Origin of the sequence: Ligilactobacillus murinus DSM 20452 = NBRC 14221 (assembly GCF_001591685.1) — a bacterium.
In the GTDB taxonomy this organism is placed as follows: domain Bacteria; phylum Bacillota; class Bacilli; order Lactobacillales; family Lactobacillaceae; genus Ligilactobacillus; species Ligilactobacillus murinus.
In genome coordinates this window covers 1-14269 of record NZ_BCVJ01000052.1, presented here as the reverse complement: position 1 = coordinate 14269, position 14269 = coordinate 1, and the positions used below count along the sequence as shown (strand labels likewise).

Sequence of the window (14269 nt, the reverse complement as noted above, 5' to 3'; positions counted from 1 at the left end):
CAAACTGCGGTAAAAATAACTTTATAACACATAGGAAAGGATGACTCCAATGGAACCAGAAAACGATCCATATAGACACGCCTATCTCAAGGCAAAAGCTACGACTAATGGGATCATGCATGCCTTATTCAACTGGTGGTTAGCTTTTACGTTATTCAATTTAGTGGTCGTCAGCCTCTTCTTGTGGGCTTATGACCCGATCGGACGTCTCAATGATGCACTTGCGCCAGTCACCCAAACCCAAAAGCAAACACGACCTGCTTTGGATCCAAGTACTGAAAGCCAAAGTAATATTTACGAAGCACCAAATGAATAACTCACTAACGAGTCAAAAAGGCCCACGCTGAAAGCTTTTCAACGTGAGCCTTTTTCGATCACTTTACAAATAACTTGTCATAAAGCACAGTAGCTTCTTCTACTGTAAAGTGAGTCAGTTCTGTAACCGCAGTAATGACATCTTGTTTAGAATATCCCTTAGCAGTCAAGCGGCTGATCATATCACAAACAACTTTTTTTTCTCCTTTGGCCCATCCCTCAGTCAGCCCCTCTTTTCTACCTTCCATTCTGCCTTCTTTTCGTCCTTCTTTTCGTCCTTCGGCTAGACCTTCTTTTCGTGCCTCTTTACTTACTTTTTTGTTTCTCTAGCAAGGCGTGAGCGAAATTCTAATTCATAGAACATGTAATCACCTTCCTTTTGCGTGTTAGTTTTCAAAATAACAATATCATCAGCTATCTTACATGTAAGAGCACTCGTTGGAACATTTGTATCTACATATTTCAAAAAAGCCGCCAATCCTTGTGAAACAGCTGAAAAATCCTTAGCTTTAGCGTTTAAAATAATGTTATGCTCCCCTGTATCGAGTACCAGATCACTTTCTTTTACGCGCACTTCAGTCGTATATACCGGTAACCCTACACCAAAAAAATCAAAATCACAGATAAAGATCACATACGTATCGACCCTATCACTATAGTCTTGCCCCGCTTCCAAAGCATGCTGGGTCAAATAACTTTGATAATATGAGATCCGCTTACCTAAATTATGTTCATCACTGACCTGCATCTCAATATCATACATTCGTCCATGCTCGTCTTCAGCATAGATATCAAAACGAGCCCCGTGAAAGACGGTATTTTGCTTATGCGTATCTTCTTTTTTGATGTTTTTAACGTCTACGATCCCTAAATCAGGTAAGATCAGTTGCAACAGCTCTAAACAAATGTCTTTATGCTCTGAAATGATCCACGAAAAGATCATCCCATCTTTAAAACCCGCTAAGTTCCATGCTTTAAGGGCCTCTTCATAAGTACTCAAATTTCCCATCCCTTTTGACTTTATTTTGGATCTGTACGCAGGATTTTTCAAGTCCAAAGACTTACCTTTATACCGGGATTTCTAGCACTAAACTAGACTTATATCTAGCACTAAAAACTATGCAAAAATTTTTCCTAGAATTTTTTAAATCGTAATTCAAAAGCTCTCAAAGTTTAATTGACGTACTCTCTTAAAATACTTAATCGTAATTTAGAACTTTTTAGGTTCGACAACGCTTGACAGTAGTAATTTCAAACGTTAGTATCGTTAATGGTAATCATTACAATTTAAGAGAGGATATATTTATCATGCGAAAAAAATTATTTAGTTTCATCTTACTCGTGAGTGCTTTTCTAGCATTCTTCACCTTTGGTCACAAAAATACTGCCGCTGCATCTGATAAGATAAATGTCGTGACGACCCTTGATTTTTACGGCGAAACTGCTAAGGCTGTCTTAGGTGATCACGGAACCGTCACTTCATTGATCACTAGTCCTAATGTTGATCCCCACGACTTTGAAGCCACAACTAAGACCGCTAAGATCGTTTCCAAAGCTGATCTTGTCATCTATAACGGTGCTGGCTACGATAACTGGGTCAAAAAATTGAACGGTAAAAAATATCTATCTGTGGCTGATATCATGAAAGTTAAGGAAGGCCAAAATGAACATCTCTGGTATGATCCAACAACTATGGAAAAACTTGCTGATCGTTTAGCAACTGAATTTGGTAAAATGCAACCTAAAAATAAGGCTGCCTTCAAGAAAAATGCTACTAAATACAAAAAAACTTTAGCTAAATTAACACAAACGCTAGACAAGATCAAACAAAACAGCAATAATCAAAAAGTAGCTGTTTCAGAACCAGTCTTTGACTATTCTTTAAAGAAGATGGGTTACAAGATCGCTAACAGTCACTTCGCTAAAGCAACTGAAGAAGGTAGCGACCCATCATATTCAGACATCAAGAAATTACAAAACGATATCAAAAACAAAAAGATCGCTTTCTTTGTTCAAAATACCCAAAGCGACAGCTCAGTGATCAAAAATATCGTTGCACTCTGCAAAGAAAACAACATTCCTGTCGTCAAAGTTACTGAAACGCTACCTAAAAATAAGACATACGTAACTTGGCTACAAAGCGAATATCAAGCTGTCTTAGATACTCAAAAATAGAAAGAAGTAGTTATTCATGAAATCGATCCTATCAGTGCATAACTTGGATCTTTCCATCCCCAACCGCAAGCTTTTCTCCAATCTCTCCTTTGAGATCGCCCAAGGTAGTTTGACCTGTATCACAGGTGAAAATGGGGTCGGAAAAACAACGCTTGTCAAACACTTATTGCAAGATCTAGCTAACAACTATACCGTTCACACGGTCTTTAATGTCAAGCGTGATGAAGTCCAATACGTACCACAATTGCGCAACATTGATGATGAATATCCCCTTTGCATCAAGGATTTCGTAGCTTTTGGTCTCAAAAAGCGCAATTTCTTCTGGAACCGCAAGCCTTTAAACGAAAAACTCGAACAGATCTTGACGGAGACAAAACTGACGCGGATCAAAGATCAACCTTTAGGCAAAGCTTCTGGGGGCGAAAAGCAACGGGCCTATCTAGCCCAAGCGCTCTGTGCTGATCCCAAGTTACTCATCTTGGACGAAGCTACCGCAAGTTTAGATACGACCAACAAACACGAATTGTTACAAATGCTACGTGAGGTCATGCAACAACACGGTCTAACGATCTTGTTTATCACGCACGATCCCGAGCTGATCGAACAATACGCCGACTACGAGCTTCATTTGGAAGATCAAACTGGTGTCTTACTTGAAAAGGGGGCTAAAAAATAATGTTTGCTTATGATTTTATGCGCTATGCCTTTATCGCCGGGATCTTCATCGCTTTGATCTGTAGTGTTATGGGGACCTTTGTGGTAGCACGCCAAACATCTTTTTTCACCCATACGCTCTCTGAGATCGGTTTTTCTGGTGCTTCATTTGGGATCTTTATCGGGATCTCGCCTTTAGCAGGGATGCTGACTTTTACTACGGCTAGTGCCCTATTGATCGGGATGTCAGGTGAACGGCTCGGGCGACGTGAAGCTTCGATCAGTGTCTTTTCCGGTCTTTTCTTAGGGCTTGGGATCTTATTTTTATCACTCTCAGATAAACAAGCTAATTATGCGACAAGTATTTTATTTGGGAGCATCGTTGGGATCGACCGCAACGATATCGAAGTTTTGATCGCACTTAGCATCTTACTATTGTTGACGATCACGATCTTATTCAAGCGTCTAGCATATAACTCCTTTGATTCTCAAGGAGCTCAGTACAATCAGCGCTTTAACAAAACGATCTCGATCATCTTTTTAGTGATGCTCGCCTTAACGATCAGTATTACAGCTCAGATCGTCGGTGCGTTACTGATCTTTGTGCTCTTAACGATCCCAGCTTCGGCGACAAAATACTTCGCCCATCGACTCTACCAGATGATCGTTTTAAATTTCATCTTCATTTTGGCTGGCGTTTGGCTTGGGCTATACTTTAGCTATCTCACTGATTGGCCAGTCAGCTTCTTTATCACCGTGATCGAAGCCTTGATCTATGGGGCAGCGATCGCCAAAGACCATTTAGCTAACCATCAAAAATAAACAAACAGGGTAAGCAGAACGTGTCGATACGAGCTACTTACCCTATTTGTTTAAATACCGCTATAAATAATATGCTATACTGTGCTTGAATTAATTGCACCAGTTGTCCCCTAGTCTGCAAGCAAGGGGACTTCTTTTATTTTCACGAAAATATCACCAATCTAAGCGCCGGATCCCCCATAATACAATACATGTCGCTAAGATGAAATAGCCAACATATAGGAGCAAATATAAACTGTTAGGCTGAAAAATATAATTTACTGGTAAGATCACGGGCAATACGTAAATATTCAATAAAGCCTTGTTACTTGCAAAAATGATAAATAGGACCTCTAAAAAACCGAGCAGGATATTTTTAGTCTGATCGACAAAAAAAGTTAGCCCAACATGGATGTGCTCAAGTAAAACTACCAAAAGAAATGAGACTAGTGCTAGTTTTATCTGACCTAAAATCAACCACGTACTTGTCAGTGTAGCGATCGATAAGCAATCACTCAAAACCAATTTGCTTCCCCAAAGTCGATATTTTTTAGGATAACATCTGATCTCTTGAAATGAATTAGCCATTTTTTCTTGCTCAAAAAGCAAAACAGCACTCATACTGGTCACCAAGGGATAACCTGCAAATGTAAGCAATAAAACATCAACTAGAGCGACTCCATTTTTTAGCAAGAGCACATATGGGACCACAGTCACCAATTGGAGCACCATCACACCAACTGCAAAATACAGCTGAAAACTCCCCTTCAACTTCACACTTTCACTTCTTACTATTTTGAACATCCGATCTCCTCCCTAGTAACCAAGAAAACAGCACCGCACTCAATAACGCTGATCCAACTGAACTGCCAAACATACCCCAATCAATATTTAAAAAATCAGGTGACTGAACTCCATTTGGCTTAAGTCCGATCAAGGCCTCCACCACCTTGTAATGGTAAGTATATGGAAAGAGCAGCCATAGCTTAGTTTGAGCCACTAAAGGTGCGATGAACAAACACAGTAAACTGTTTATAACAACTACTAAAGATGCATTTAACCAATTGGATAGATAATAGATAAAAAAGATATTCCATAAACCTGTAACTAAAAGAGCTAAAATAACGACTATAAGACGCAAACTCTCTGCTTGTAGAAGTCCCCCATATAATAAAGCAACTAAATATATCGCTCCAAATAATATGAAGCTCGCCCCAAATAACGTTCTAAAGTTCAAGGCTACCTTAGCAAAATAGATCTGTTTTTTTACCTCTGTGCTCTCGATATTTTGAAAGTCTCCTGCACTTTTTTCCCGCTTTACATCGCTTAAAAACAACAGGCCACCTAATAAAAACAAAAACAAGGCTTCCCACCAATATATCGTAAAGGGGAGGAAGATCAAAACACCACCTATGAGATAAGCTAGCACTGGTGCAGCTAAAGTCACTGAGAAAAGTAGCGAATAGCGCTTTGTTTTCTTCAATTTTAAACGCTCTGACCTAAAAATCGCTGTTAAATTTGGCTCACGCATCCAAAACACCTCCATGAACGATCTCAAAAAATTTTCGATCAAGATCTACCACATTTTCTCTACGATCATCGTAGCGGATCTGCCCTTTATCTAAAATAACGATCTGATCAGCAACTTGACTGAGCACATTGAGTTGATGGCTTGAAAGTAAGATCGTCATCCCCTGCGTGCTCAACTCTTTGATCAGCGCTAATAATTCTGCTGTACCTGTAGGATCCAAACCATTTGTTGGTTCATCTAAAATGAGAAAAGCTGGTTTTGTCAAAAGTGCCATCCCGATCCCTAAGCGTTGTTTCATCCCTACTGAAAATTTTCCCGCACGCTTCTTGCCTGCATTTTGTAGGCCAACTTTATTCAAAATATCCCTTATTTGTTCATCATCTATGCCATACAACAAAGCTTTAGTCTTCAAATTATCAAAAGCCGATAGATTTTTATAGATCGCGGGTTCTTCGATCAAAGCCCCCAAATTTTCCTTAGGGATCACCGTCTCGCCATTATAAAATACCTGTCCTTGCTCAGCTTCTTTTAAGCCAGCGATTATCTTCATCAAAGTTGATTTTCCCGCACCATTGATCCCTAACAGTCCACAGACCGTCCCACTTTTGATCACAAAACTCACTTCATCTAAAACTTGGCCATTTTTAAAGGCTTTTGATATTTTTTGTATTTTTATTTCCATTTTTAGCGCCTCCTTTATTTTTTATTATCATAGCTGATCAATTTCATAGATCATTCAGATATTCAAAATATGTATTTGATAATACAATACGAAAGCCCCACCAAAGCATGGCGGGGCTCTCATTATTCATATAGTGCTAATCACATTTTCTTACACGCTCTAGGCACAATTTTACTTTAGCGCCCCCAGCTGGTGGATCAGATATCTCAAGGTACCCACCGTGTTTTAAACTGACTGCTTTAGCAAATGCCAAGCCGATCCCATAATGTTTCTTATCGAGATTACGTCCCCCATTTTCAGTAAAAAATAGCTTAGTTGCATTCTCCTTAGCGGTTTTAGAAAAAGGTGCTCCGTTGTTCCAGACTTCAAATATCAGTTGCGTTGCCGTCTCTTTAAATGTTACCGTAACTTTTCCCGCATCTTTTTTAGCGTGCTGACAGGCATTAACAACAATATTTAGGACTGCCCGACTGAGCGCTAAGCGATTACCGTAAAAAAACTTACTCTCTATTTCTAGCTTTGTCTGTAACTCAACTTGATACGTTTTGGCTATTTCGTTAAATTCGACAACTAGCTCAGAAATAAAGTCCGATACTTTCACTTCTTCTCTTTGATCATCATTCAACAGCCGTGTATAGGTCAACATACTGTTGAAATAGCGTTCAAATACTGCCATGCTTTTATTGATCGAAGCTAGATATTCAACCTGATTTGGGGTCAACGAAGTCATTTCCAGTAATTCCACATTACCTTTAACAACTGTCAGCGGAGTTTTTACATCATGGGCCAAGGCAGCTATTTGAAAGGATAGATCTTTTTTCTCTAACCGTTCTTTTTCGATCAACCAAGCTAATTCATCACTTTTTTTGTAGAGATTGGTCAATATTTGCTCAAACTCAATGATCTTGACGTGTGTTCTAGGCTGATCGGTGCTACCTTCGCCCATGGATAGTGCGATCGCTTCAACATAGCGGAAATCTTTTGCCAGCTCACGCACAAGTCTAACGACGACGATCATTATCACTAAAAGAATTCCCAACATTACAAAAAGATAACTAAATTGGTTATATGAGATCACGCGCAAACGCTGATCAGCAAACTCTGGTACACTATTTTGGCGGATAATAAGAATATAATTTTTATCAGCAAAATATTTGAATTTTACTGTATCTACAGTCAGATCCCGCTTATTATCCTTAGCAATTTCAAAATTATTGAGGTCACTAGGAGCATATTCCCCCGTTAATAAGTGCTTAGTTTTAGCATCGTAAAGTGTATAGTCATACGGGCTAGCCTTCATCGCTTTAGTTATATCCTGCTGACTAACATTTTTATCAAAAGTTACGTCAGCTTCAGTAAATACTCTCAATTGTCCACTTTGTACCAGTAAAAATGAACCTAAAAATAAAGTAACTACGACCAGCAAGCTTCCAATAATAATCTCCAAGACCGCAAATAAGATTCGCTGTTGCATCGTGTATTTACTGATCATTCCACTTATACCCCATTCCCCGCACTGTTTTGATCGGGTCTACCCCGTACATTGAAAATTTATTGCGTATTTGATAGACATATTCGGAGATCGAACGAAAAAGAGCATCGGCAGATTCATCATAAACATTAAAATAGATCTCCTCGCGCGTATAGACCCGGGTCAGATCACGTGATAAAAGCTCTAAGATCGCATATTCACGTTTAGTAAGTGGTATGGCCTTACTACCGATATAGACCTGCTTTTCTTCCAAATAAAATGTGATCTGACCGAGATCTCTTCTGACTGTATTAAATTCGCCGTGAGCTTTTTTAGTTCGATCCTCGCGCTTTAGATCAGCCTCAACTTTAGCCACCAGTTGTTTTAAACTAAATGGTTTAACAATATAGTCATCCCCACCATTAGCCAAACCTTGCAAAATATCATCTTCGGTATCCTTAGCACTAATGAAGATGATCGGGGTCGCGATCTGATTCCTGAGTTGCTTACAAAGCTCGATCCCACTGATATTAGTCAGCATAATATCCAATAAGATCAGATCATAGCCCTGAAATTCAGCTAACTTTACCGGCAATGTAACTTCTTGAATCACTGTCACAGCGTAATTTTTTAGTTCTAACGCATTTTTCATGAGCTTTAGGATCTCCATATCATCATCTACTATCAAAATTTTGTGCATGCTACCACCTCATTTTATAGAGTAATAATACTAGATCTAATGAGCACAAAAAAACATTATGCTCCCTAAAAAAGGCTTATCCATACACAATTTATCACTCAAAAATCAGGATCCTTTCAGAAAAATAAGAGCAAGTAATGAGATGATCACTACTTGCTCTTTATAACTTATCTCGTTTGGCGTGAATATAATCAACTACTACCGCTTGGCATCCCATTCTTGATAGAACTGATCCAAATATACTTTCAAAAATTCGTGGCGTCCCTGCGCTAGCTTCGTGGCATAGCCTGTATTCATAGTGTCCTTTAACTTAAGCAATTTTTCGTAAAAATGCATGATCGCTGTAGCTTTACCATTGCGATACTCTTCCAAAGTGAGATTTTCTCTAGGCTTCATAGCCGGATCGTGGATCGGACGTCCAACGTGGCCTGAATAACACATTACCCGTGCGATTCCCATTGCCCCCATAGCATCTAAACGATCAGCGTCCTGAACGATTTTTCCTTCCAAAGTAGAAACATTTTCCTTTTGGTTTCCACCCTTAAATGACATCTTTGACACAATATCCATAACATGATCTAGTGTTTCACTAGACACGCCATTATCGACCAACCATGTATGTACCCTTTTTTGGCCAGCTTCTTCGCTTTCATTTAATTTTCCATCAGCAATATCATGTAATAATGCCGCTAATTCACAAATATAAATATCCGCCTCTTCATATTTAGCAATTTCGATAGCGTTGTTTGTAACACGAAAAACGTGCCACCAATCATGACCACTACCTTCATTATTCAAAGCATCATATACATATTCGCGTGCATTTTTGACGATCAACTCTTTATTTTCCATAGTAAAACAGCACCTTTGCAATTATAGATCTATCATTTTTCCCATATCTACTGACTCATATAGAGCCTCACAGATTTTCATATGTTCCAAATGATCAATATCTGTATATTTTTTTCCTTGCTCAACATATGTGTGGTATGCTGTGACGATCTGTGAGAATTCTGTTCCTTAGCTAAAGCTCAATTCGGTTTGTTTCTATCAAATATTTTAATTCAGCAAAGCTCTCAAGCTCCAACTTCTTCAACATTCGGAAAATACTTGCCCGTGAAACATACAATTTTTTAGCTAACTCACTGCTAGTCAAACCATCCCACGCAAGATCGACTTTTTGCAAAGCTGTGATCATTTGTCGTTCTTGCTCAGTTAATTCCTGATAATGTTGGTTGATACGTGTTAATAGATCCATCATCTCACCCCTGTTTTTCCAGTTCGCTTTAATTCTACAAGATACTTTTCCATTACACCAACCATTCACCTTTTAAACTATATTCCTACTAAAAAAACTTTTATCGTTCGTGTTTTACTAGTAGATTTATTTAAAAATACATGCTAAAATCTACGCTTGTAGGGGTAGGAATTTATGCGTCACGGGCTTATGGAACGGAATGTGAACGTAGGCAGAAAGCTAAACCGTCATTTTAGCTGCGTGTATCTTCCGCATTCACCAATGATCTAACCATTACTGGTGCTTGTCTCCCCCCAAATTATTTTTAGGGAGATGTTTTTTTATGACGAATTTATCTTGGAGAAGTCCAAAACTCACGACACGTACGGTCACTTTAGCAGCGATGCTCATCGCTTTGCAGACGGTTTTGAGTAAGATCTCATTTGGTTCTGATAATCTGGTCAAATTCGGGCTTGGCTTTATGGGCACGACTTTGATCGGATACTTTCTAGGGCCTTGGCTTGGCGGTGTTGCTTTAGTCATTGGCGACTTGATCAAGAATACTTTATTCTCGACGGGAAGCACATTTTTTGTTGGTTTTACTTTTAGTGCCTTTATCACTGGCTTGATCGCTGGTGCTTTTCTTTACCAACAAAAAGTTACTTGGCAACGTCTCGCTGTTTACCAATTCGTTCAGATCTTCGTGTCTAATATCTTCTTCAATACTCTATGGATCCATCTGATGTACCAAGCACCTATCTGGGGACTGTTGAGCGTTCGCGGGCCTAAAAACTTGATCATGTGGCCGATCGAAGCTGCGATCAGTTTCTTGATCTTGCGCGCTGTTTCACGTTTAGACAGTCGCTTAATGCACTAATTTAGTTATTCCACCGATCAAGTGTGAGCTTGGTCGGTTATTTTTTTACAACAAAAAGCCACATCGAACATGATGTGACTTGAATTTTAATCAATGATCAAATGGACCTGTCTTTTTAACTCAGGCAATACCTCTTTAACAAACCACGGATTTTTACTTTGCCAAAGTTTGTTACGAGGCGAAGGATGAACTAACGGAAAGTACTCTGGCAAATATGCCCGATAATTGCGCACGACATCGGTCAATCTCGCTGTACTTTTGAGATGTAGATAATGTTTTGTCGCATAACTTCCCACTAACAATATCAGTTCAATATTAGGCATCTGTTCTAACAACAATGGATGCCATTTTTTAGCAAAATCTTTTCGTGGCGGTAGATCACCACTTTTACCCTTGCCTGGAAAATAAAAATCCATCGGCAAGATCGCAAAATCTTTTGACTGATAGAATTCTTCCCGTGAAACTCCCATCCAAGCCCGTAAATTATCACCACTAGGATCATTCCAAAACAACCGTGTATCCTGCGCTCGTTTTCCCGGTGCTTGTCCCACGATCAAGATCTTAGCTTCTTTTGGGGCTACATATAATGGATCGATCCCAGCTTGCGTATATTTTTTATTTGCGGGATCATTTTTTATCGCTTCAAATATCTTATCTTGCATATCGTTCACCTGTCCTTATCCACAGCCTAGCACACCAATAAAAAAAGTGCCACACAAATGCGTGACACTAAGTCTTTGACGCGACCGCCAAAGCGCCCCTGCCAAGGAACTATATTATACCACGTTTATTGCATCGTAGTCGCATAGATCCGGCGTTCTTTTTGCTCGAATGCTTTCATAAAATCGACTAGGGCCTTTACCCCTTCAAATGGAAAGGCATTATACATGCTTGCCCGCATCCCGCCAGCCAAAACATGTCCTCGGATATTTTTTAGCCCGTTTTTCTCAGCTTGGGTGATGAATTTTTCATCAAGCTCTTTACTTCCTGTCGTAAAAGGAACATTGGTCAACGAACGATCAGATGCATATGCCGTTCCCAAAAAGAGTTTTGAGTTATCCAACATATCATACAAAAGTGCTGTTTTAGCCTCATTTTGTTGCTGCATCTGCTTTACGCCCCCCTGTTTTTTCAACCATTGGAAAACTAGACCAGCCGCATAGATCGGAAAAACCGGTGGTGTATTTAAATTAGAGTCACGTTTGATCAACTTCACATAATCAAGCATTGAAGGCAGGTCTTGTTCTTTGTCTAAAAGAGATTCTTTAACGATCACCAACGTCAATCCAGCTGGACCGATATTTTTTTGCGCACTAGCATACAAAAGGCCATACTTTTGAACATCATGTTGATAGCCCAAAATATTTGAAGAGATATCGCCGACGATCGTTTGCCCTTGTAATTCAGGCAATTTACGATACATTGTCCCTTCGATCGTGTTATTGATCGTCAAATGTACATAATCATAAGGTCTATCCAAGGCGATCTCGTGTGGCAAACGGGTATAAGCAGAACTTTTTCCCGAAGCGACCACATCGACCTTGCGCTCAGGTACAAGCCGCGCATCTGCGATCGCCGTTTGCGACCAATGTCCTGTGTCGACAAAAGCAATATTTTTCGTCTTTCGGGCTAGATTCAACGGTACCGTCGTAAATTGTGTCGAGGCTCCCCCTTGTAAAAATAAGATCTTGTAATCTTTAGGAACAGCTAAGAGCTCTCTTAGATCAGCTTTAGCAGTTTGAAACATTTCTTCATATAGCGCTGAACGATGACTGATCTCCATCACACTCATCTCACTATCACGATAGGATACCAACTCAGCTTGGATCTGAGCTACCACTTCAGGGGGCATCATTGCCGGTCCCGCTGAAAAATTATACACTTCCACAGCTCGTACCTTCCTTCTGGTTCTAATTTTAAAAATTAATAATTGATAATAATAAATTTATTGGACCCCGCCTAAAAAGTCAATATTTACCATGACTTTAAAGAGATATTTAAACTATATCTACTAGAACTATTAATAATTATTGATAGTAACATTAATTAATATCGATTTAACTTTTTTGTAACATCATTCCAAGCCCCATTCACGCTTTTAAGTCTAAAAAACTTTAATTTTTCTAGCGTTTGTTTCACCACAACGGTTTATATTTTTTGTAACATTTTTGTAATATTATTTTTTGAACATTTTGCTCTCCCTTCAGTAAAAAGCTTGTTATATCAACATTTATAACGTTCCATTCATCTTTACTAAATCTTAATAAATTTATTTCCCCAACATTTTCAAGGTTTCGCGGTTATTTATTACAAAATTTGGTAAAATGTAATCTTTTTTGCATTAGGTTGCAACATAAATGGATTAAAATAAATGTATCAGTCAAATTGAAGTTAGTCGTTTAGAAATTATTGAAAATTATTAGGAGTGAATATAAATTTTGAATCATACAGCAAAAAAACTTTTAGTCGGTACAGTCGGAGCAGCCGGATTATTCTTAGCTACAACAGCAACAGCTAATGCAGATACAACTCATAAAGTTGCTAAAAACGATACAGTTTGGGATCTTTCACAAAAATATGGTGTTTCTATCCAAGCGATCGAAGCTTTGAACAACATCGACCAAAACTCTCACTTGATCATCACTGGTCAAACATTGAAAGTTCCAGCTAAAGATGCTCAAGTTTCTGAAAATAACAATACAGCCCAAGCTGCTGATAAGAAAGCCGACACAGAAAACACTTCTGATGTAACTGTTAAAGCTGGTGATACACTTTGGACACTTGCACAACAATACAACACATCAGTTGAAAAATTACGTGAATTGAACGGTTTAGCTGCAGATGCTTACCTCATTCACCCAGGTAATGTTTTGAAGATCAATGGTGCAGTTCAAGCAACACAACAACCTGCTCAAACTGAACAACCAGTGCAACAACAAGCGCAACCAGAACAACCTGTCGTACAACAAGAAGCTACACAAGAACAAGCTCAAGAACCTCAACTTGTTGTTTCAGCTAACCACACAACTCACACAGTACAAGCTGGCGAATCACTTTACTCGATCGCACAAGCTTACGGTGTAACCGTTGATTCTTTACGTGCTGCTAACAACTTGGGTGCTACTTTACTTGTTGGCCAAACATTGACGATCAACGATCCAGCTAAAGACCCAGCTCAAGAAGCTGCTGCTCAACAAGCTGCTGCCCAAGCTCAACAAGAAGCTGTTGCTCAACAAGCTGCACAACAGCAAGCTGCTGCTCAAGCTCAACAAGAAGCTGCCGCTCAACAAGCTACACAACAACAAGCTGCTACACAAGTACAACAACCTGTACAAAACCAAGCTCCAGCTCAAACACAAGCTCCAGCACAACAAACACAACAAGTGCAACAACAAGCACAACCTGCTCAAGTACAACAACCTCAACAACAAGTTGTTTCAACTTCAGCTGATGGTGCTGCGATCGCAGCTTATGCACAATCATTTATCGGTACACCTTACGTATGGGGCGGTTCTACACCATCTGGTTTTGACTGCTCAGGTTTGACACAATACGTTTATGCACACTTTGGTAAGCAGATCGGTCGTAACACGATCGCTCAAGAATCTGCTGGTGCACATATCCCAGTTAGCCAAGCACAAGTTGGTGACTTATTATTCTGGGGTACACCAGGTTCAACTTACCACGTTGCGATCTACTTAGGTGGTAACAGCTTCGTTGCTGCTCCAGAACCAGGTCAAAGCGTTAAGATCGGTAACATGGCTTACTTCATGCCATCATTTGCCGTACACGTAAACTAAAAGATAACTTTTAATGACGCCTATCC

The 14269-nt window shown here is 39.4% G+C and carries 17 protein-coding genes and 1 riboswitch; of the genes, 6 read left to right on the top strand and 11 right to left on the bottom strand.

What is annotated here, in order from left to right:
• The first annotated feature begins 49 nt into the window (after nt 1-49).
• Nucleotides 50-316: a hypothetical protein gene (locus LMU01S_RS08650; protein ID WP_004050627.1), complete on the top strand. Its 267-nt coding sequence runs from the start codon at nt 50-52 to the stop codon at nt 314-316.
• A gap of 58 nt (nt 317-374) precedes the next feature.
• Here the strand turns inward: LMU01S_RS08650 and LMU01S_RS08645 are convergent, their stop codons facing one another.
• Nucleotides 375-563: a hypothetical protein gene (locus LMU01S_RS08645; protein ID WP_056958094.1), complete on the bottom strand. Its 189-nt coding sequence runs from the start codon at nt 561-563 to the stop codon at nt 375-377.
• A gap of 62 nt (nt 564-625) precedes the next feature.
• Entirely contained in the window at nt 626-1315 is a 690-nt protein-coding gene (locus LMU01S_RS08640) for an Rpn family recombination-promoting nuclease/putative transposase (protein ID WP_056958096.1), read from the bottom strand.
• 308 nt (nt 1316-1623) lie between these two features.
• On the opposite strand from LMU01S_RS08640, the gene LMU01S_RS08635 reads away from it, so the two are divergent.
• The 3 genes from LMU01S_RS08635 to LMU01S_RS08625 are packed head-to-tail and all read left to right on the top strand — an operon-like array spanning nt 1624 to nt 3966.
• On the top strand, nt 1624-2490 hold the full coding sequence (locus LMU01S_RS08635) for a metal ABC transporter solute-binding protein, Zn/Mn family (RefSeq protein ID WP_056958098.1): 867 nt from the start codon (nt 1624-1626) through the stop codon (nt 2488-2490).
• Between the two features lie 16 nt (nt 2491-2506).
• A complete protein-coding gene (locus tag LMU01S_RS08630; RefSeq protein WP_004050634.1) occupies nt 2507-3166 on the top strand; it encodes a metal ABC transporter ATP-binding protein in 660 nt (219 codons plus the stop codon).
• Complete coding sequence (locus LMU01S_RS08625) at nt 3166-3966, top strand: metal ABC transporter permease (protein WP_056958100.1); 801 nt, start codon at nt 3166-3168, stop codon at nt 3964-3966. Before LMU01S_RS08630 ends, LMU01S_RS08625 begins: the two co-directional genes overlap by 1 nt.
• A gap of 153 nt (nt 3967-4119) precedes the next feature.
• On the opposite strand, the gene LMU01S_RS08620 is transcribed toward LMU01S_RS08625, so the two are convergent.
• From LMU01S_RS08620 to LMU01S_RS08590, 7 genes are all read right to left on the bottom strand, one after another.
• The gene (locus tag LMU01S_RS08620) at nt 4120-4749 is read right to left on the bottom strand and encodes an ABC-2 family transporter permease (RefSeq protein ID WP_056958102.1); all 630 of its coding nucleotides are present in this window, start codon (nt 4747-4749) and stop codon (nt 4120-4122) included.
• Nucleotides 4727-5476, bottom strand: a complete 750-nt coding sequence (locus LMU01S_RS08615) for a lantibiotic immunity ABC transporter MutE/EpiE family permease subunit (RefSeq protein ID WP_056958104.1) — start codon at nt 5474-5476, stop codon at nt 4727-4729. Before LMU01S_RS08615 ends, LMU01S_RS08620 begins: the two co-directional genes overlap by 23 nt.
• Nucleotides 5469-6158, bottom strand: coding sequence for an ATP-binding cassette domain-containing protein (locus LMU01S_RS08610; RefSeq protein ID WP_056958105.1), 690 nt, complete (start codon nt 6156-6158; stop codon nt 5469-5471). Before LMU01S_RS08610 ends, LMU01S_RS08615 begins: the two co-directional genes overlap by 8 nt.
• 136 nt (nt 6159-6294) lie before the next feature.
• Nucleotides 6295-7650, bottom strand: coding sequence for a sensor histidine kinase (locus LMU01S_RS08605; protein ID WP_056958107.1), 1356 nt, complete (start codon nt 7648-7650; stop codon nt 6295-6297).
• Nucleotides 7640-8329 (bottom strand): response regulator transcription factor, encoded by a 690-nt coding sequence (locus LMU01S_RS08600; RefSeq protein ID WP_056958109.1) that lies wholly within the window; start codon nt 8327-8329, stop codon nt 7640-7642. The genes LMU01S_RS08605 and LMU01S_RS08600 overlap by 11 nt, the downstream gene beginning before the upstream one ends.
• Nucleotides 8330-8527: 198 nt before the next feature.
• A complete protein-coding gene (locus LMU01S_RS08595; protein WP_056958110.1) occupies nt 8528-9181 on the bottom strand; it encodes an HD domain-containing protein in 654 nt (217 codons plus the stop codon).
• Between the two features lie 172 nt (nt 9182-9353).
• A complete protein-coding gene (locus LMU01S_RS08590) occupies nt 9354-9587 on the bottom strand; it encodes a MarR family transcriptional regulator (protein ID WP_056958112.1) in 234 nt (77 codons plus the stop codon).
• Nucleotides 9588-9745: 158 nt separating this feature from the next.
• Nucleotides 9746-9850, top strand: a riboswitch (THF riboswitch).
• 59 nt (nt 9851-9909) lie between these two features.
• Between LMU01S_RS08590 and LMU01S_RS08585 the strand changes: the two genes are divergently transcribed.
• The gene (locus LMU01S_RS08585; protein WP_056958114.1) at nt 9910-10443 is read left to right on the top strand and encodes a folate family ECF transporter S component; all 534 of its coding nucleotides are present in this window, start codon (nt 9910-9912) and stop codon (nt 10441-10443) included.
• A gap of 86 nt (nt 10444-10529) precedes the next feature.
• On the opposite strand, the gene LMU01S_RS08580 is transcribed toward LMU01S_RS08585, so the two are convergent.
• Nucleotides 10530-11105 carry a uracil-DNA glycosylase family protein gene (locus tag LMU01S_RS08580; RefSeq protein ID WP_056958116.1) on the bottom strand — a complete coding sequence of 192 codons (576 nt, stop codon included), beginning with the start codon at nt 11103-11105 and terminating at the stop codon, nt 10530-10532.
• Nucleotides 11106-11230: 125 nt separating this feature from the next.
• Complete coding sequence (serC, locus tag LMU01S_RS08575) at nt 11231-12331, bottom strand: 3-phosphoserine/phosphohydroxythreonine transaminase (protein WP_082613032.1); 1101 nt, start codon at nt 12329-12331, stop codon at nt 11231-11233.
• 550 nt (nt 12332-12881) lie between these two features.
• Between serC and LMU01S_RS08570 the strand changes: the two genes are divergently transcribed.
• A complete protein-coding gene (locus LMU01S_RS08570; protein ID WP_056958118.1) occupies nt 12882-14243 on the top strand; it encodes a C40 family peptidase in 1362 nt (453 codons plus the stop codon).
• Nucleotides 14244-14269: the final 26 nt, after the last annotated feature.

Bases quoted from the DNA above. Each gene is read 5' to 3' on its own strand.
- LMU01S_RS08635 (WP_056958098.1), top strand. From the start codon at position 1,624: ATGCGAAAAAAATTATTTAGTTTCATCTTACTCGTGAGTGCTTTTCTA.
- LMU01S_RS08605 (WP_056958107.1), bottom strand. From the start codon at position 7,650: ATGATCAGTAAATACACGATGCAACAGCGAATCTTATTTGCGGTCTTG.
- LMU01S_RS08630 (WP_004050634.1), top strand. From the start codon at position 2,507: ATGAAATCGATCCTATCAGTGCATAACTTGGATCTTTCCATCCCCAAC.
- LMU01S_RS08610 (WP_056958105.1), bottom strand. From the start codon at position 6,158: ATGGAAATAAAAATACAAAAAATATCAAAAGCCTTTAAAAATGGCCAA.
- LMU01S_RS08585 (WP_056958114.1), top strand. From the start codon at position 9,910: ATGACGAATTTATCTTGGAGAAGTCCAAAACTCACGACACGTACGGTC.
- LMU01S_RS08600 (WP_056958109.1), bottom strand. From the start codon at position 8,329: ATGCACAAAATTTTGATAGTAGATGATGATATGGAGATCCTAAAGCTC.
- LMU01S_RS08580 (WP_056958116.1), bottom strand. From the start codon at position 11,105: ATGCAAGATAAGATATTTGAAGCGATAAAAAATGATCCCGCAAATAAA.
- LMU01S_RS08650 (WP_004050627.1), top strand. From the start codon at position 50: ATGGAACCAGAAAACGATCCATATAGACACGCCTATCTCAAGGCAAAA.
- LMU01S_RS08620 (WP_056958102.1), bottom strand. From the start codon at position 4,749: ATGTTCAAAATAGTAAGAAGTGAAAGTGTGAAGTTGAAGGGGAGTTTT.
- LMU01S_RS08595 (WP_056958110.1), bottom strand. From the start codon at position 9,181: ATGGAAAATAAAGAGTTGATCGTCAAAAATGCACGCGAATATGTATAT.
- LMU01S_RS08645 (WP_056958094.1), bottom strand. From the start codon at position 563: ATGGAAGGTAGAAAAGAGGGGCTGACTGAGGGATGGGCCAAAGGAGAA.
- LMU01S_RS08625 (WP_056958100.1), top strand. From the start codon at position 3,166: ATGTTTGCTTATGATTTTATGCGCTATGCCTTTATCGCCGGGATCTTC.
- LMU01S_RS08590 (WP_056958112.1), bottom strand. From the start codon at position 9,587: ATGGATCTATTAACACGTATCAACCAACATTATCAGGAATTAACTGAG.
- LMU01S_RS08615 (WP_056958104.1), bottom strand. From the start codon at position 5,476: ATGCGTGAGCCAAATTTAACAGCGATTTTTAGGTCAGAGCGTTTAAAA.